General features: G+C 73.1%; 15 protein-coding genes, 1 tRNA gene and 1 other RNA gene. 16 read left to right on the forward strand and 1 reads right to left on the reverse strand.

Annotation, left to right across the window (positions count from 1 at the left end; genetic code table 11):
* Nucleotides 1–22: 22 nt before the first annotated feature.
* Nucleotides 23–1339, forward strand: coding sequence for an MFS transporter (locus OG774_RS27625; RefSeq protein ID WP_328305525.1), 1317 nt, complete (start codon nt 23–25; stop codon nt 1337–1339).
* On the opposite strand, the gene OG774_RS27630 is transcribed toward OG774_RS27625, so the two are convergent.
* Nucleotides 1340–2206 (reverse strand): NmrA family NAD(P)-binding protein, encoded by an 867-nt coding sequence (locus OG774_RS27630; RefSeq protein WP_328305526.1) that lies wholly within the window; start codon nt 2204–2206, stop codon nt 1340–1342.
* Between the two features lie 149 nt (nt 2207–2355).
* Between OG774_RS27630 and prfB the strand changes: the two genes are divergently transcribed.
* The 15 genes from prfB (at nt 2356) to OG774_RS27705 (ending at nt 17498) form a co-directional block, all read left to right on the forward strand.
* Nucleotides 2356–3471 (forward strand): peptide chain release factor 2, encoded by a 1116-nt coding sequence (gene prfB, locus OG774_RS27635; protein ID WP_274188283.1) that lies wholly within the window; start codon nt 2356–2358, stop codon nt 3469–3471.
* Nucleotides 3472–3508: 37 nt separating this feature from the next.
* Nucleotides 3509–4198, forward strand: a complete 690-nt coding sequence (gene ftsE, locus OG774_RS27640) for a cell division ATP-binding protein FtsE (protein WP_328305527.1) — start codon at nt 3509–3511, stop codon at nt 4196–4198.
* Nucleotides 4199–5095, forward strand: a complete 897-nt coding sequence (gene ftsX / locus OG774_RS27645) for a permease-like cell division protein FtsX (RefSeq protein WP_328305528.1) — start codon at nt 4199–4201, stop codon at nt 5093–5095. It begins immediately after the preceding gene.
* 22 nt (nt 5096–5117) lie between these two features.
* A complete protein-coding gene (gene smpB, locus OG774_RS27650; RefSeq protein ID WP_328305529.1) occupies nt 5118–5627 on the forward strand; it encodes an SsrA-binding protein SmpB in 510 nt (169 codons plus the stop codon).
* Nucleotides 5628–5637: 10 nt separating this feature from the next.
* The gene (locus OG774_RS27655; RefSeq protein ID WP_442874016.1) at nt 5638–6576 is read left to right on the forward strand and encodes an amidohydrolase family protein; all 939 of its coding nucleotides are present in this window, start codon (nt 5638–5640) and stop codon (nt 6574–6576) included.
* Between the two features lie 54 nt (nt 6577–6630).
* Nucleotides 6631–7005: a transfer-messenger RNA gene (ssrA, locus tag OG774_RS27660) on the forward strand.
* A gap of 217 nt (nt 7006–7222) precedes the next feature.
* Nucleotides 7223–8554 carry a hypothetical protein gene (locus OG774_RS27665; protein ID WP_328305531.1) on the forward strand — a complete coding sequence of 444 codons (1332 nt, stop codon included), beginning with the start codon at nt 7223–7225 and terminating at the stop codon, nt 8552–8554.
* A 123-nt stretch (nt 8555–8677) separates the two neighbouring features.
* Nucleotides 8678–10003, forward strand: coding sequence for an MFS transporter (locus OG774_RS27670; protein WP_328305532.1), 1326 nt, complete (start codon nt 8678–8680; stop codon nt 10001–10003).
* Nucleotides 10004–10044: 41 nt separating this feature from the next.
* Nucleotides 10045–11574: a cryptochrome/photolyase family protein gene (locus OG774_RS27675; protein ID WP_328305533.1), complete on the forward strand. Its 1530-nt coding sequence runs from the start codon at nt 10045–10047 to the stop codon at nt 11572–11574.
* A 56-nt stretch (nt 11575–11630) separates the two neighbouring features.
* Nucleotides 11631–11703 (forward strand) — tRNA-Ala (locus tag OG774_RS27680).
* Between the two features lie 224 nt (nt 11704–11927).
* Complete coding sequence (locus OG774_RS27685) at nt 11928–12671, forward strand: hemerythrin domain-containing protein (RefSeq protein ID WP_328305534.1); 744 nt, start codon at nt 11928–11930, stop codon at nt 12669–12671.
* A gap of 156 nt (nt 12672–12827) precedes the next feature.
* The gene (ctaD, locus tag OG774_RS27690; RefSeq protein ID WP_328305535.1) at nt 12828–14582 is read left to right on the forward strand and encodes an aa3-type cytochrome oxidase subunit I; all 1755 of its coding nucleotides are present in this window, start codon (nt 12828–12830) and stop codon (nt 14580–14582) included.
* Between the two features lie 53 nt (nt 14583–14635).
* Complete coding sequence (gene serB, locus OG774_RS27695; RefSeq protein WP_442874017.1) at nt 14636–15880, forward strand: phosphoserine phosphatase SerB; 1245 nt, start codon at nt 14636–14638, stop codon at nt 15878–15880.
* Nucleotides 15877–16656 (forward strand): peptidyl-tRNA hydrolase, encoded by a 780-nt coding sequence (locus tag OG774_RS27700; RefSeq protein WP_328305536.1) that lies wholly within the window; start codon nt 15877–15879, stop codon nt 16654–16656. The genes serB and OG774_RS27700 overlap by 4 nt, the downstream gene beginning before the upstream one ends.
* On the forward strand, nt 16653–17498 hold the full coding sequence (locus OG774_RS27705; protein WP_328305537.1) for an ATP-grasp domain-containing protein: 846 nt from the start codon (nt 16653–16655) through the stop codon (nt 17496–17498). The genes OG774_RS27700 and OG774_RS27705 overlap by 4 nt, the downstream gene beginning before the upstream one ends.
* Nucleotides 17499–17525: the final 27 nt, after the last annotated feature.

Genomic DNA, 17525 nt, shown 5'->3' on the forward strand with positions numbered 1-17525 from the left:
ACCGACCGAGAGGGAGCCCGCGATGACGCAGAGCCCACCGACGTCCACCGAGGACCCCGCTGCGGTACGCCGGGTCGCGCTCGCGAGCCTCGTCGGCACCACCGTCGAGTGGTACGACTTCTTCATCTACGCCAGCGCGGCGGGGCTGGTGTTCAGCCAGCTGTTCTTCACCGCGCTCGACCCGACCACCGCGCTGCTCGCGTCGTTCGCGACCATCGGCGTCAGCTTCGTCGCCCGCCCGCTGGGCGGGGTGATCGCGGGCCACCTCGGCGACCGGCTCGGGCGCAAGCGCATGCTCGTCGCCACCCTGCTGATCATGGGGCTGTCGACGGTGGGCGTCGGTCTGCTGCCCACCTACGCGAGCATCGGGGTCGCCGCCCCGATCCTGCTGCTCGTGCTGCGCCTCCTGCAGGGCCTCTCCGCCGGCGGCGAGTGGGGCGGCGCCGCGCTCATGGCCGTCGAGCACGCCCCGCCGGGCCGGCGCGGGTTCTTCGGCACGTACCCGCAGGTCGGCGTGCCGATCGGGCTGATCCTCGCCAACCTGGTGTTCCTCGTGGTGTCGGCGTCGACCACCAGGGAGCAGTTCCTGTCCTGGGGCTGGCGCATCCCGTTCCTGCTCTCGGTGGTGCTGATCGGCGTGGGCCTCTTCGTCCGGGCCCGGGTGGACGAGAGCCCGGTGTTCGCGAAGCTGCGCGCGCAGCGCGCCCGCCGGTCGGCGCCGATGCTCACGGTGCTGCGCAACCAGCCCCGCGCCCTGCTCGTCGCGATCGGGCTGTTCATCGCCAACAACATGATCGGCTACCTGCTGATCGCCTTCATCACGTCGTACGGCACCCGCGTCCTCATGCTCCCGAGCTCGACGATGCTCGCCGTCGGGATCGTGGGCGCGGTCGTCTGGGGCGTCGCGATCGTCTGGTCCGGCGCGTGGTCGGACCGGGTCGGGCGGCGGCGCGTCTACCTCATCGGCACCATCGCCCTGCTCGTCTGGTCGTTCCCGTTCTTCCTGCTGCTCGACACGGCGTCATTGCCGCTGATGCTGCTCGCGGTGGCCGTGCTCGGCGTCGGGCTCGGGCTGACCTACGGCCCGCAGGCCGCGGCGTACGCCGAGCTCTTCCCGGTCGACGTGCGCTACAGCGGCGCCTCCTTCGCCTACGCGATCGGCGCAGTGCTCGGCGGTGGCTTCGCACCGCTGATCGCCCAGGCGCTGATCGGCGCGACGGGGACGTCGCTGTCGGTGTCGGTGTACATGGTCGTCGTCTGCCTGATCACGCTCGCCGCCGTCCTCGCGATGCGCGAGGGGACGGCGGCGGAGCGGGAGGCGTTCGTGGTCGGGACGTGATCAGGCCGCGCCGGCACCGGTGAACGCGCCGGCGTGGTCGCGGGCGAAGTCGGTGACGTCTCGTGCCGGGCATCCCGTGATCTGCTCGATCGCCGGGTCCACGACCGCGGCCTCGCCCCGCGCGTAGTGGGCGTAGTCCTCGACGAGCCCCGCGAGCCCCCACGGCGGCAGGAACCACCCCAGGGCCTCGGCGAACGCGGCCGGCGTCACGTCGTCGAACGAGACCGGGCGCCCCGTCGCGGCCGACAGCGCGGCGGCGATCTCCGGGTGGGTCACCGCGCGGGGCCCGGTGAGCGTGTACGTCGCGCCGGCGTGTCCCGGCCCGACCAGGGTCGCGGCGGCGACCGCGCCGATGTCGCGGACGTCGACGGCGCTGATCGCGGCGTCGCCGATCGGGGCGGCGAAGCGCCCGGTCCGCGCGATCTGCCCGGCGAAGGCGAGCAGGCCCTGGAGGAAGAGGTTGGGACGCAGGACCACCCGCTCGATCGGCAGGGTCGCCAGGTGGGTCTCGACCTCGGCGTGCCAGCGCAGGAAGCGCACCGGCGAGTCCGGGCGCGCGGCGAACTGGGAGAGCACGACGAGGCGTCGCACCCCCGCCGCCACGGCCGCGTCGGCGAACCGGTTCTGGCGCTCCGCGGCCTGCTCCGAGGACGGGGTGACGAGGTAGGCGGCCTCGACGCCGTCGAGCGCGCGGGCCACCGCGGCCCCGTCGTCGAGGTCCGCCACCGCGACGTCCCCGGTGAACCGCGCCGCCTGCCCGGGGTCGCGGACCATCACCCGCGGGGTGACGTCGCGGCCCTCGAGCGCGGTGAGCAGGGCGGTGCCGGTGGCGCCCGTGGCGCCTGTGACGAGGACGGTGGGGTGCATGGCTGCCTCCTGAGGAGCGATCCGCGAAGCGAGAGCGGTGCTCTCGGTATCGAGCATGCACCGTCGCCACGAGAAATGCAAGAGCAGTGCTCTCGTTTCGGAGACGCCGTCACGGGGGTGCCGGCAGGCCGGGCGATTACGCTGGGGGAGTGGATGACACGACCGCGACCGAGCTGAAGGACCTCGCCGCCTCCCTGGACAGTGTCGAGGCGGCGATGGACCTCGACGGTCTGCGGCGTGAGGTGGCCGAGCTCGAGCAGCAGGTCCAGGCACCCGATCTGTGGGACGACGTCGCGACCGCACAGAAGCTGACCAGCGCGTTCACGCACAAGCAGGCCGACCTCAAGCGGGCCGAGTCGCTGCGCTCGCGTCTCGACGACCTCGGCACGCTCTACGAGATGGCCGACGAGGAGGCGGGTCAGGACTCCACCGACCTGCGCGCCGAGGCCGACACCGAGCGTGCTGCGCTGCTCGCCGACGTCGCGGCCTTCGAGGTGCGCACGCTGCTCTCCGGCGAGTACGACGAGCGCGACGCGCTGGTGACCGTCCGGGCCGAGGCGGGCGGCGTCGACGCCGCGGACTTCGCCGAGATGCTCATGCGCATGTACCTGCGCTGGGCGGAGCGTCACGGCTACCCGACCGAGGTCTACGACACGTCGTACGCCGAGGAGGCCGGCATCAAGTCGGCCACGTTCAAGGTCTCCGCGCCGTACGCCTACGGCACCCTCTCGGTCGAGCAGGGCACCCACCGCCTGGTCCGGATCTCGCCGTTCGACAACCAGGGCCGCCGCCAGACCTCGTTCGCCGGCGTCGAGGTGGCACCTGTCGTCGAGTCGACCGACCACGTCGAGATCGACGAGAAGGACCTGCGCGTCGACGTCTACCGCTCGTCGGGGCCCGGCGGTCAGGGTGTCAACACCACCGACTCCGCGGTCCGCCTGACCCACCTGCCCACCGGCATCGTGGTGTCCTGCCAGAACGAGCGCTCGCAGCTGCAGAACAAGGCGTCGGCGATGGCCGTGCTCGCCGCGAAGCTCCTGGCCCGGCGCAAGGAGGAGGAGCGTGCCCTGCTCGACTCCCTCAAGGACTCCGGGTCGAGCTGGGGCAACCAGATGCGCTCCTACGTCCTGCACCCGTACCAGATGGTGAAGGACCTGCGGACGAATCACGAGACGTCGCAGACCTCCCAGGTGCTCGACGGCTTCATCGACGACTTCCTCGACGCCGGCATCCGCTGGCGCAAGCAGAGCGAAGCCGCCGCGTGACGAGCGGCGGATCTTCGGCGCAGTAGCATTCCCGGCCGTGATCCGGCTGGAGAACGTCTCGAAGGTCTACCCGACCTCCGCGCGGCCGGCGCTCGACGACGTCAGCGTGGAGGTCGAGCGGGGCGAGTTCGCCTTCCTCATCGGTCCCTCGGGGTCGGGGAAGTCGACGCTCCTGCGGCTGCTGATCCGCGAGGACGTGCCGAGCTCCGGCACGGTCTGGGTGGCCAACTGGAACGTCGGTGGGCTGGCCGGTCGCCGGGTGCCGCGGCTGCGCCAGCGGATGGGCTGCGTCTTCCAGGACTTCCGGCTGCTGCCGAACAAGACCGTGGCCGAGAACGTGGCGTTCGCCCTCGAGGTGATCGGCAAGCCGCGGCACACGATCCGCACGGTCGTGCCCGAGGTGCTCGACCTGGTCGACCTGGCCGGGAAGGCCGACCGCATGCCCTCGGAGCTCTCGGGTGGCGAGGCCCAGCGGGTCGCGATCGCCCGGGCGTTCGTCAACCGGCCGCTGGTCCTGCTGGCCGACGAGCCCACCGGCAACCTCGACCCCGAGACGTCCACCGGGATCATGACGTTGCTCGAGCGGATCAACCGGACCGGGACCACCGTGCTCATGGCCACCCACGACCGCCAGATCGTCGACAGCATGCGCCGCCGGGTGGTCGAGCTCTCCGCGGGCAGGCTCGCGCGCGACGACGCCCGGGGCGTCTACGGGGTGGCCCGCTAGATGATGTTCGTCTGGCGCGAGGCCTTCGCGGGGCTGCGGCGCAACCTGACGATGTCGATCGCGATGGTGATCACCACGGCGATCTCGCTGGGTCTGCTGGGCGCCGGCCTGCTCGCGGTGCGCACGATCGACCGCACCGAGGACCTCTACTACTCGCTCATCGCCGTGCAGGTCGCCCTCGACGAGCCGACCAGCGCCGACGACCGCGACTGCTCGAGCCCCGTCTGCACGGGGCTGCGCGGCGAGCTCGAGGCGAACCCGCTGGTGGCGTCGGTGGAGTACGAGAGCCGCGACGACGCCTTCGCCCGCTTCCAGCGGATCTACGCCGGGCAGTCGATCCTGCAGCTCGTGCGGCCCCAGAGCCTGCCCGCGACGCTGCGGGTGACGATGGCCGATCCGCTGCGCGGGGAGGAGATCGTCACGCAGTACACGGGGCGGCCCGGGGTGCGCAACGTCGTCGACCAGCGCAGCACCGTCGCGGACCTCTTCTCGTTCCTCGGCAGCGTGCGCAACGCGACGTTCGGGCTGGCGGTCGTCCAGGCCCTCGCCGCGCTGCTGCTGATCTCCAACACCATCCAGCTCTCGGCGTTCACCCGGCGGACCGAGGTCGGGATCATGCGGCTGGTCGGCGCCACGCGCTGGTACACCCAGGTGCCGTTCCTCATCGAGGCGGTGGTCACCGGCGTCGTCGGGGCGGTGCTGGCCACCGGCGGGCTGGTGCTCGGGAAGCTCTTCTTCCTCGACCGTCTGATGTCCGGACGGCTGCTGGCCAACACGATCCCGCCGATCGGGATGAGCGACGTGCTCGGTGACGTTGGACCGGTGTTGGTGGTCGTCGGTGCAGTGATCGCCACCGCCACGGGGTACGTGACCCTGCGGCTGTACGTACGCACGTGAGAGACGGAGCGGAGGAGGGCTGATGGCACCGAAGACGGCTCCGAAGAAGGCCAGCAGCAACCGCCCCGAGGAACGCCGCAAGATCGTCGCGACGAACCGCAAGGCGAAGTACGACTACGAGATCCTCGACGTCTACGAGGCCGGCATCGCGTTGCAGGGCACCGAGGTCAAGAGCCTGCGGGCCGGGCACGTGTCGCTGAACGACGCGTTCGCGCTCGTCACCGACGGCGAGGTCTTCCTGCGCGGGCTGCACATCCAGGAGTACGACTTCGGCTCGTGGACCAACCACGAGCCCCGGCGCGTCCGCAAGCTGCTGCTGCACAAGTCGGAGATCGCGCGGCTCGTGGGCAAGACGCGCGAGACGGGCCACACGCTCGTCCCGCTGTCGCTCTACTTCTCCGGCGGCCTGTGCAAGGTCGAGCTCGCCCTCGTGCGTGGCAAGGCCAAGCACGACAAGCGCGAGGCGATGGCCGAGCGCGACGCGAAGCGCGAGGCCGAGCGGATCGTCGGTCGGCGGATCAAGGGGTGGTGAGGCGGGCGTGGTGAGTCCCGCCCGCGACCCGCTGGCGACGCCGCCGGTGGACGACGTCGACGTGCCGGCCTGGGTGGCCGCCACCGGGGTCGACGGGTTGGTCGACCTGCACGTCCACTTCCTGCCCGACCGCATGCTGCAGAAGGTGTGGGCCTACTTCGACCAGGCCGAGACGCACTACGGGCGGGCCTGGCCGATCCACTACCGCGAGCCCGAGCAGACGCGGATCGACCTCCTGCGCGGGTTCGGGGTGCGCACGTTCGCGCCGCTGGTCTACCCGCACAAGCCGGGGATGGCGGAGTGGCTGACGTCGTGGGCGCTGCAGTGGGCGACGGAGGTCCCCGAGGCGGTGCCGACCGCGACGCTCTTCCCCGAGGAGTCGGTGACGACCTACCTCGGCGACGCGCTCGACGCGGGCGCCCGGGCGGTCAAGGTGCACGTCCAGGTCGGCGGGTACGACCCGCGGGACCCGCTGCTCGACCGCGCCTGGGGCCTGATCGCCGAGGCGGGCGTGGCGGCGATCGTGCACTGCGGCGACGGCCCGATCCCCGGCGCCCACACCGGCATGGGGATCTTCGCCGAGGTCCTCGAGCGCCACCCGCGGCTGACCGCGGTGCTCGCCCACGCCGGTCTGCCCGAGTACGAGCGCGCGCTGGGCCTGCTCGAGCGCTTCCCGCGGGTGCACCTCGACACGACGATGGTGGGCACGGCCTACACCGAGCAGTTCGCCCCGCTGCCGCGCGACTGGCCGGCGCGGCTGGTCGGCGTGGCCGACCGCGTCGCGCTCGGCACCGACTTCCCGAACATCCCGTACGCCTACGCCGAGCAGCTGGCGGCGATCGCCTCGTGGGCCGCCGCCGACGACCGGCTGGGCGCCCCGTTCCTGCGCTCGGTGCTGCACGACGCGCCGGCCCGGTTGCTGGGGGTCGACGACGGGACGGCGGGATGAATCAGGCACCGGCGCGCGTTATGATCGGTGGCCGTCCGCAGAGTGCGGGCCCGAGGGGGTGACTGGTTTCGACTCCGAGTGGTTCATCAGGAGAAGCGTGCCGAGGAAGGCAACGATGATCTCGTTAACCATGCGTTGCAATGAATTAAGCGCCGAGAGTTCTCAGCGCGACTTCCAGCTCGCTGCCTGACAGCGAGTAGGGAAGTCTGTCGGCCCGGGTTCGTCCCCGGCCCGGTCGCCGGCATCAGCTAGGGGTCTCACCGTCGGGCTCGGTCGCGGAGCTCGGCGGGACACCAGACAGCGACTGGGATCGTCACACCGGCTCGTTCGCAAGACCGGTGGATCCGAGTAGAGACGTCGCGGACTGCGCACGGAGAAGTCCTGATTGCTGATCGGAGGACCCGGGTTCGATTCCCGGCACCTCCACCCCCCTCACACCTCGGGCCCGGAGAGCACCCGCTCTCCGGGCCCGAGGTCGTTCGGGGGTCGTTCGGGGGTCGTTCGGGCGGGCCCTCCTCGTCCCTTCGGCCGGTCGGCTCTGTCCGATGGACCGGTCGACTCAGCGTCACCTCGGGCGCTACCGTGGGCCACACAAGCTCACTCGTCCGGAGGAGCTTGTTCGGACGGACGTGCACCGACGAAGGGGGTGAGGGCGACGGAGCCGGAAGAGGCGCCCACCCCCGCCCCGGACGCCGGTCCGGGCGCGGTCGACGCCGCCACGCGGGGACTCGACGCGGTCCTGGGCCGCGAGGTCGCGATGGTGACGCTGCCCCCGGTGCGCGGCGAGGACCTCGTCGTGCGCACCGAGCAGGTCCGCCGCCTCGCGGGCCTGCACCACGGCCACCTCGTCGAGGTGTTCGACGTCGACGGCCTCGCCGAGGGCACCGAGAGCACCCTGGTGCTCCAGAGCGTCGACGGCCGTCCCCTCGACCCGGCCTCCGACCGCTCGCGCTGGGCCCCGATCACCGTCGCCGAGGTGGGCGCCCAGCTCGCCTCCGGGCTCGCCCACGCCCACGCGCGCGGGGTGGTGCACGGCCGGATCGGGCTCGCCAGCGTGGTGCTCGGCGGCATCGTCGGCGCCCCGCACGCCTGGCTCACCGGCTTCACCGCGGCGCTGCGTCCCGCGCCGCCCCTCGACCCCGGGGTCGGCGAGACGCCGCCCCACCCGGCCGACGACGTCGCCGCCCTCGGCCGCACGCTCGGCGCCGTCCTCGACCCGGCCGCGCCCGCGGCGCCGGCCCTCGAGCACGCGCTCGGCGACATGGCCGCGGGGAAGATCGCCGCCCGCACCGCCGCCGAGACCCTCGCCCGCGTCGCCGAGGCGCTGCGCCACGTCGACGACGACGAGACCGGCATCGTCCCGCTCGTGGCCGCCTCGCCGGCCGTGGCCGCCGTCGTGACCGAGGCGCCCGCCTCCCCGCAGGTGCCCGCGCCGCGGGACCCGGAGCGCGTCCCCGCGCGGTCCGGCCGGCGCGCACGCCTGGCCGGGCGCGGCGTCCAGCTCGCGGCCCTCGGTGGCGCCGCGCTGACGGTCGCCGCGGCGTCCGGGCTCTTCCTCTGGGTCGCCGAGGACCCGGGGACGCCGCGCGAGGCCGGGGTGTCCGACCTGACGACGCCGACACGGCCCGTGGCACCGCCGGTCGCGGTCGCCCCGCCGGGCTCGTCGGGCCCCGACGGCTCGGGGTCGTCGGAGGCGTCCACCTCGCAGGACGACGACGGCGAGGACACCACCGTGCGCGAGACCTCGTCGCCCGGCCCCGACCCCATCTCCAGCGACGTCACGACGCTGCCGGCCCCGCCCGTCGTCCCGCCGGTGGTGCCCCCGTCCGTGCCGCCCACGGTGCCCCCGACGGTGCCGCCGACGACCACCTCCACCACGGGTCCCACGACCGGCCCGACCACGGGCCCGACCAGCACCACCACGACGTCGGTCGCGCCCCGCACCGCGGGCACCCCCGTCACCCTCGCCGCGCCCTGATCCCCGGCGCCCGCCCCTGAGCGCAGGACACTGGTCGAGGGCACACTGGTTCGAGGGCACACTTGGCCACAGGGCCACCCCGTGGTCCCGTGTCCCCGAGCAGCGAGGGAGCTCCCCAGCCCCATGGGTGCCGCACCGCAGCGGAACCGCACCCCCGAGGACCCGACCCCCGACGACGCCGCCTCGTCCGCAGCGAAACCATCGTTGCCCTGGGAGGTCTGGGCCCTGCTGGCGGGCAGCTTCCTGGTCGCGGCGGGGTACGGCATCGTCGCGCCGGCCCTGCCGGTGTTCGCGCAGAGCTTCGGGGTCGGGGTCACCGCGGCGTCGGCGGTGGTCAGCGCCCTGCCGGTGATGCGCCTGGTGTTCGCGCCGGTGTCGGGGCGTCTGGTGGCCCGCACCGGTGAGCGCACCATGTACCTCACGGGCCTGCTCGTCGTCGCCGCGTCGACCGGCGCCTGCGCGCTGGCCACCAGCTACACCCAGCTGCTGATCTTCCGCGGGCTCGGCGGCATCGGGTCGACGATGTTCACGGTCTCGGCGTTCTCGCTGATGTTCCGGCTCGCCCCCGACGGACGCCGCGGGCAGGCGAGCGGGCTGTTCACCGGCGCGTTCCTGCTCGGCGGGGTCACCGGCCCGGCGTTCGGGGGCGTGCTGGTCACCGTCGACCTGCGCGCGCCCTTCATCGTCTACGCGCTGGCCCTGGTGCTCGCGACGCTCGTCGTCGGCACGCTGCTGGCCCGCTCCACGCACGTCGGCGCGCGGCCCCCGGATCCCGACGCGACCCCGCTGACGATCAGCGCGGCGCTGCGTAGGCCGACCTACCGCGCAGCGCTCGTCTCGAGCCTCGCCACCGGCTGGGCCGTGCAGGGCGTGCGCGTCGGCCTGCTCCCGCTCTTCGTGGCCGTCGCCCTGGGCCGCGAGCCACTGTGGGCGGGGATCGCGCTCACGGTGTTCGCGGTGGGCGACGGGCTGGTCCTGCTCGCCACCAGCGGCCTGTCCGACCGCCGGGGCCGGCGCCCCGTGGTGATCGCCGGGCTCGCGCTCGTGGCCGTGGGCACCGCCTCGCTCGCCCTGGCCACGCTGCCGGGCACCGCGGGGCTCGTCGTGCTGCTCGCGGCCTCGGCCGTCGCGGGCGCCGGGGCCGGCCTGCTCCAGCCCGCGCAGGGCGCCGCCGTGGCCGACATCGTCGGGTCGCGGCGCTCCGGGGGCCCCGCGCTCTCGGGATTCCAGATGGCCGCCGACGTCGGGTCGATCGTCGGGCCGGTCGCGGCCGGCGCGCTGGCGGAGAACGCGTCGTTCGGCGGGGCCTTCGTGCTCAGCGCGTCGATCGCCCTCGTCGCCCTCGTCGTGTGGGCCCGGGTGCCGTCGGGGAGCGGTGCGGCGGGCGATCCGGCGGGCGATCCGGCCGGCGGTTCGTCGGGGGAGGACGCGGGCACCCGCCGCGCATGACCCGCCGCGCCGGGGACGTGACGGACGGCGTCCCAGATGGTGTGACCGACACCCACGCCCCCGGGATCGACGCCGCCCTCGAGGGTGTCGACCCCACGGCGCCGCTGTGGGTGTTCGGCGACCAGCTCGGCCCCGCGGTGCACGGGCTGCCCCAGCACGCCGAGCGCGAGGTCGTCCTCGTCGAGTCGTCGGCGGTCCTGCGCCGCCGGCGCTACCACCGCCAGAAGCTGCACCTGCTGCTCTCGGGCATGCGCCACCTCGACGACGAGCTCGGCGACCGGTCCACCCACCACCGCACGACGACCTACCGCGAGGCGCTGGAGAAGGTCGGCCGACCGGTGGTCGTCCACCAGCCGACGTCGCACACCGCCGTCGAGTTCGTCGAGAGCCTGCGCGCGGAGGGGCTGGTCGAGGCGGTGCTCCCGGCCACGACGTTCGCGCGGCCCCGCGCGGAGTTCGAGTCGTGGGCCGGTGACGACTCGTCGTTCACGATGGAGAACTTCTACCGCAACCAGCGGCGGCGTTTCGACGTGCTCATGGAGGGCGAGTCGCCGGTCGGGGGGAAGTGGAACCTCGACCACGACAACCGGGAGTCGCCGCCGAAGGGCGCGCGGACCCTGGGGGTGACGGACCCCTGGTGGCCGACCGAGGACGAGATCGACGCTCAGGTCCGCGACGACCTCGACGGGATGGACCTGCCGACCGTCGGGGCCGACGGGCCGCGGCTGTTCGCGGTGACGCCCGACGAGGCCCGCACGGCCCTGCGCCACTTCGTCGAGCACCGGCTCGATCCGTTCGGGCCCTACGAGGACGCGATCCTCTCCGGCGACCCGTGGATGGCGCACTCGCTGCTCTCGGTGCCCCAGAACCTCGGCGTGCTGCACCCCCTCGAGGCCGTGCACGCCGCCGAGCAGGCGTACCGCGACGGCGAGGCGCGCCTGAACTCCGTCGAGGGGTTCGTGCGCCAGATCCTCGGGTGGCGCGAATACATCTGGCACCTGTACTGGCACTTCGGCAAGGGCTACTCGACGCGCAACGAGATGGACCACCGCACGGCGCTGCCGACGTGGTGGACCGAGCTCGACGGCGACGCCGTCAACGCGGCGTGCCTCTCGGAGACCCTCAAGGGCGTGCGCGACCGCGGCTGGGTGCACCACATCCCGCGGCTCATGGTGCTGGGCAACCACGCCCTCCAGCGCGAGTACCGGCCGGGCGCCCTGTCCGAGTGGTTCACGACGTCGTTCGTCGACGGCTTCGCGTGGGTGATGCCGCCCAACGTCGTCGGCATGAGCCAGCACGCCGACGGCGGGAAGCTCGCCACGAAGCCGTACTCCTCGGGCGGCGCCTACATCAACAAGATGAGCGACCACTGCGGCGACTGCGTCTTCGACCCCAAGGTGCGGGTGGGGGAGAAGGCCTGCCCTTTCACCGCCGGCTACTGGCAGTTCGTGCACCGCCACCAGGACCTGCTGCGGGCCAACCAGCGCACCGCCCGGTCGGTGGCGACCATGGACCGGCTCAAGGACCTCGAGGCCGTCCTCGAGCAGGAGCACGGCCGCACCGACTTCTGACGCCGCCACCCCCCGGCGTCGGGCGACGTCACCGGCGTGTACCGTTCCTTCGCGTTGGGGCTGTGGCGCAGCTGGTAGCGCATCACACTGGCAGTGTGAGGGTCAGGGGTTCGAGTCCCCTCAGCTCCACCCACGCCGATCACCGGCACACATCAGCGCAGGACCGAGGGCCGTCGCCGCAGGGCGACGGCCCTTTCTCGTGCGTCGTGCCCGGCGGCCGTTCGCGGCCGCGTGCGATCGGGTATCGCCAGGGCTCCGCGCCGGAACGTGTCGAGCCCGAGCCGTCCGTGCACCGATCGCCGCAGCGACCCCGGGATGCCTCCTCGCTGCGCGCCGTTGCCCGAGGAGGACGCGTGACGACCTCGATCGCCCACCAGGACACCGCCCGCACGGGCGCGCCGCTGAGCATCCTGACCCTGCAGCGCCGCGACCACCAGCGGCTGGACCGGCTGATGGACCGTGCCCGCCTGACGCTCGCCACCGGCGGGGTCGAGCACGAGGTGGCCCTGCGCGCCCTCGCCCGGCTCGTGTTCACCCACGCCTTCGCCGAGGAGGCGGTGCTCTTCCCGGCCGCGCGCCGGGTCCTGCCCGAGGGGGACCCGCTGAGCCTGCACATCGAGCAGGAGCACCAGGAGGTGGACGAGCTCGTCAGCAGGCTGGAGCGCTCGAGCCCGTCCGACCCCGAGCACGCCGAGCTGATGGAGCGGACGTTCGCCGCCCTCGACGAGGACGTGCGGAGCGAGGAGGACGACCTGCTCCCGCGCCTGCAGCAGGAGCTCGCCCCGTGGCAGCTGCGAGCGCTCGGGCTGCAGTGGGGCCTCCTGCGCCTGACCTCGCCCACGCGCCCGCACCCCGTCGTGTCGCGGCGCCCGCCGGGCCAGGTCCTCTCCGCGCTGCCGCTGACGGTCCTCGACCGCGCCCGCGACCGGCTCCAGCAGGTGGGGGAGGCCCTCGGCGGACGCGCGGACGGGGTCCTGACCGCCCTCGACGACGCGCTGGCCGGCGCGTCGGGCGTCGTCGAGAGACTGCCGGTGATCCGCACCGGCGAGCGGCCCGAGACCGACCGGGGCACGGCCCCGGACCGCGCACGGCCCTGACCCCGGGCCACGTCGTGGCTGGTCTACGACCGATCGTCGTTGAAGGGCTCACCCGGCGAGCCACGGGGCCGTACGGCGGTTACGATCCTTGACGTCCGCACGAGCGGCCGGACGGCCGCCGGGGTGGAGGAGACCCATCGTGAGCAGGAGGCCCTCGTGACCGCCGTCGCACCCAAGCCGATCGCGACCACGCCGTACCCGGCGCGGGAGTCGAAGCGCGGGTCGTTCGTCGGGCGGATGCTCAAGACGACGGACCCCAAGGACATCGCGATCCTGTACCTGGTCACGTCGTTCGGGTTCTTCCTGGTCGGCGGGCTCATGGCGCTGCTGATGCGCGCCGAGCTGGCCCAGCCGGGCCTGCAGTTCCTGTCGGTGGACCAGTACAACCAGCTGTTCACCATGCACGGCACGATCATGCTGCTGCTGTACGCGACGCCGATCCTCTTCGGCTTCGCCAACTACATCGTGCCGCTGCAGATCGGCGCCCCGGACGTCGCGTTCCCGCGCCTCAACGCCTTCTCGTACTGGCTGTTCCTCTTCGGCGGCATCATCGTCGTCTCCGGGTTCTTCACCCCCGACGGCGCCGCCGCGTTCGGCTGGTTCGCCTACACCCCGCTGTCCGACGTCGTGCACTCGCCGGGTCTCGGCGCCGACGTCTGGATCGTCGGCCTGGTCGTCTCCGGTCTCGGCACCATCCTCGGTGGCGTCAACTTCGTGACGACGATCGTCTGCATGCGCGCTCCGGGTATGACGATGTTCCGGATGCCGATCTTCACCTGGAACATCCTGGTGACGGTCATCCTCGTGCTGCTGGCGTTCCCGATCCTCACCGCGGCGCTGCTCGGCCTGGCCGCCGACCGCCACCTGGGTGCGCAGCTCTTCGCGCCCGAGTCCGGCGGCGTGATCCTCTGGCAGCACCTGTTCTGGTTCTTCGGTCACCCCGAGGTCTACATCGTCGCCCTGCCCTTCTTCGGCATCGTCACCGAGATCTTCCCGGTGTTCAGCCGCAAACCGATCTTCGGTTACAAGACGCTGATCTACGCGACGCTGGCGATCGGGGCGCTGTCGGTCGCCGTCTGGGCGCACCACATGTACGCCACCGGCGCCGTGCTGCTGCCGTTCTTCTCGTTCACCACGTTCCTCATCGCCGTGCCCACCGGCATCAAGTTCTTCAACTGGATCGGCACCATGTGGAAGGGGCAGCTGACCTTCGAGACGCCGATGCTGTTCTCGATCGGCTTCCTCGTGACGTTCCTCTTCGGCGGCCTCACCGGCGTCCTGCTGGCCAGCCCGCCGCTGGACTTCCACGTCTCGGACTCGTACTTCGTCGTGGCGCACTTCCACTACGTGCTCTTCGGCACGATCGTGTTCGCCACCTACGCCGGCATCTACTTCTGGTTCCCGAAGATGACCGGCCGGATGATGGACGAGCGCATCGGCAAGGTGCACTTCTGGCTGACGTTCATCGGCTTCCACATGACGTTCCTGGTGCAGCACTGGCTGGGCAACGAGGGCATGCCGCGCCGGTACGCCGACTACGCGGCCACCGACGGGTTCACCGTGCTCAACACGATCTCCACGATCGGGGCGTTCATCCTCGGGGCCTCGACGCTGCCGTTCCTGTGGAACGCGTTCCACAGCTACCGCTACGGGCGCCCGGTGGAGGTCGACGACCCCTGGGGTCACGGCAACTCCCTGGAGTGGGCGACGTCCTGCCCGCCGCCGCGGCACAACTTCACCGAGCTGCCCCGCATCCGCTCCGAGCGGCCCGCGTTCGAGCTGCACTATCCGCACCTCACCGAACGCATCCGGCTCGAGGCGCACATCGGTGGTCGCGAGAGCATCGGTGAGGCGGCGGCCGGGCAGACCGGCCAGGAGCACATCCCCGGCAGCGACCCCCGGAACAAGTGACCCGGGCGCTCCCCGACGACCAGCCCGGCGACGACTTCCCGGAGCCCTCGGTCGTGCTCTCCGCGCAGGGCGAGGCCGGGCCCGACCCGGTGCCGGTCCTCGTGACCGTCACCGGGCCGGACTTCCCGGGGGTCAACGCCGCCCTGTTCGCCGTGCTGGCCGAGCACGAGGCCGCGATGCTCGACGTCCAGCAGGCGACGATCCACCGGCGCATCACGCTGAGCGCGCTGGTCACGCTGCCCGGGGATCCGGCGCGGCTGCAGTCGGCGCTCGATCTGACGATGCCGTCGCTGGGGCTCTCGGTGACGGTCGAGATCGGCGGCGACGCGTCGGCGGTCCACCCGTTCTCGTCCCACGTCGTGCTGGTGCTCGGGCGCCCGATCACCGCGGCGAACTTCGCGGAGGTCGCTCGCGGCCTCGCGGCCCTGCGCGTGAACATCGACCGTGTGCGGCGCATCGCCGACTACCCGGTCACCGGGCTCGAGCTGCGGGTGTCGCTGCCGGCCGACGACCCGCCCAGCGACACGGCGCTGCGCCAGGCCCTCGCCGCGGCGGCCCGCCGGGCCAAGTGCGACGTCGCGGTGCAGCGGGTCGGGCTCGCCCAGCGGGCGAAGCGCCTCATCGTGTTCGACGTCGACTCGACCCTGATCCAGGGCGAGGTCATCGAGATGCTCGCCGCCCGGGCCGGGTGCGAGGACGAGGTCCGCGCGATCACCGAGGCGGCGATGCGCGGTGAGATCGACTTCGCGGAGTCCCTGCACAAGCGCGTGCAGACGCTGGCGGGCCTACCGGCGAGCGCGCTCGACGACGTCGCCGCCGAGCTGGAGCTCACGCCCGGTGCGCGGACGACGGTGCGCACCCTCAAGCGCCTCGGGTACCGCTGCGGCGTGGTGTCCGGCGGCTTCACCACGATCATCGACCGTCTCGTCGAGGACCTCGGGCTCGACTTCGCCGCGGCGAACGAGCTCGAGGTGGAGGACGGCCGGATCACCGGCCGGGTGATCGGCGAGGTGATCGACCGCGCGGGCAAGGCGACGGCGCTGGAGCGCTTCGCGCAGGAGGCCGGTGTGCCGATCGAGCAGACCGTGGCGGTCGGCGACGGCGCCAACGACCTCGACATGCTGGCGGCGGCCGGCCTCGGTGTGGCGTTCAACGCCAAGCCGGTGGTGGCCGCGGCCGCCGACACCGCGCTGTCCTACCCGTACCTGGACGCCGTCCTGTTCATCCTGGGCGTCACCCGTGACGAGATCGAGTTCGCCGACGCCGCCGAGGGGCTGCTGCGCCGGGTGCCTCTGTGACGTCGGTGGCGCTGACCCCGGCGCTCGCCCCGCTGGCGGCGCGGGTGTGCCCCTGGCTCGTCGACACCGTCGCTCCCGACCAGGACGAGCCCGAGGACGGTGTCGTCCGCGCGATGACCCTGATCCTGCGCCTCGAGCGCGACGCGCCGACCCGGACGGCGGTGCTCGAGTCGGCGGCCGCCGCCGCGCTCGCGCTGTGCCTCGACGAGCGCGCCGGGCCCGACGGGCCGTGGTTCGACGCCGTCACCGCGTGGGCCGGCGCCGGGCGCATCCGCAAGCTCTCCCGGCGCGCCCGCACGGCGCACTGGCGGGCGGTCCAGGAGATCGACGGCGTGACGGTGGGTGAGCTGGTGCGCGCGCTGGTCCCCGGGCCGGTCGACGACGTGCCCCACGAGGTCCGCAGGCTCCAGATCGGCGGCACCGACCTCCCGGGCGACGAGCCCGGCCCACCCCTATCGGCGTGCTCCCCTTCTGCCGGGCCCGTGATCTGGCTGAGCCCGGAGGTCGAGCAGACCGTCGGCAAGGCCGCCGCCCAGGTGGGCCACGCGAGCATGATCCTCGCGACGGTGCTCGCGGCCGAGGGCTCCGACCCCGCCCGGGCACTCGACGCGGCGGTGCGCCCGGCCTCGCGGGAGGACTGGGCGCGCTGGACCGAGGCGCTCGCCGCCGACCCCGACGGCCGCACGGCGTGGGACGAGTACGGCGTGGCGCCGGTGCGCGACGCCGGGTTCACCGAGGTCGCGCCGGGCACGGTGACGTGCGTGGCGGTCCGGTGACCCGGATCCTCGTCGCGGGCTCCCGGGTGCGCAGCGAGCGCTCCGAGATCGAGACCCGCCCGCTGGTCGACGCGCTCGCCGCCCGGGGTGTCGAGGCCACCGACGCGCCGTGGGACGACGACGCCGTCGACTGGGCGGGCGCCGACCTCGTCGCCGTGCGCACCACCTGGGACTACACCGAGCGCCGCGACGACTTCCTGGCCTGGGCGGGTGGCGTCGACGCGGCGGCCCGGCTGGTCAACCCGCTCGCCGTGCTCACCTGGAACAGCCACAAGCGCTACCTCGCCGAGCTCGCCGACGCCGGGGTGCCGGTGGTGCCGACGACCCTGCTCGACGCCGGCTCCGCGGTGCCCGACGACCTCGGGGCCGGGGCCCTCGTCGTCAAGCCCGCGGTCTCCGCGGGAGGTCGCGGCACGCACCTGGGGACCGCCGCGGACCTGCACGACAGGGTCGCCGAGCTGCTCGCGGGCGGCGACGTCCTCGTCCAGCCCGCCGTCGAGAGCATCGGGCGCGACGGCGAGGTGTCGCTGATCCGGATCGGGGCGACGTGGTTGCACGCGGTGCGCAAGCTCCCGGCCGCCGGCGGCTTCCTCGTCCACGAGAAGCACGGCGGCGTGCTCGAGGACCACACCCCGACCAGCCGCGAGGTCGAGGTCGCCGAGGCGGCCCTGGCGTGCGCGCCGGTGACCCCGGACGCCCTCGTCGCCGCCCGCGTCGACCTGGTGCGCCTCGAGGGCGAGCCGGTGGTGATGGAGCTCGAGCTCATCGAGCCCGAGCTGTTCCTCCGCCGCGCCCCGGGTGCCCCGGAACGCCTCGCCGACGCCCTCCTCGCCGCACTCTGAGTGCAAGCCCTGCGTCCACGCTGGCAC

The organism is Actinomycetospora sp. NBC_00405, assembly GCF_036044095.1.
GTDB lineage: Bacteria > Actinomycetota > Actinomycetes > Mycobacteriales > Pseudonocardiaceae > Actinomycetospora > Actinomycetospora callitridis.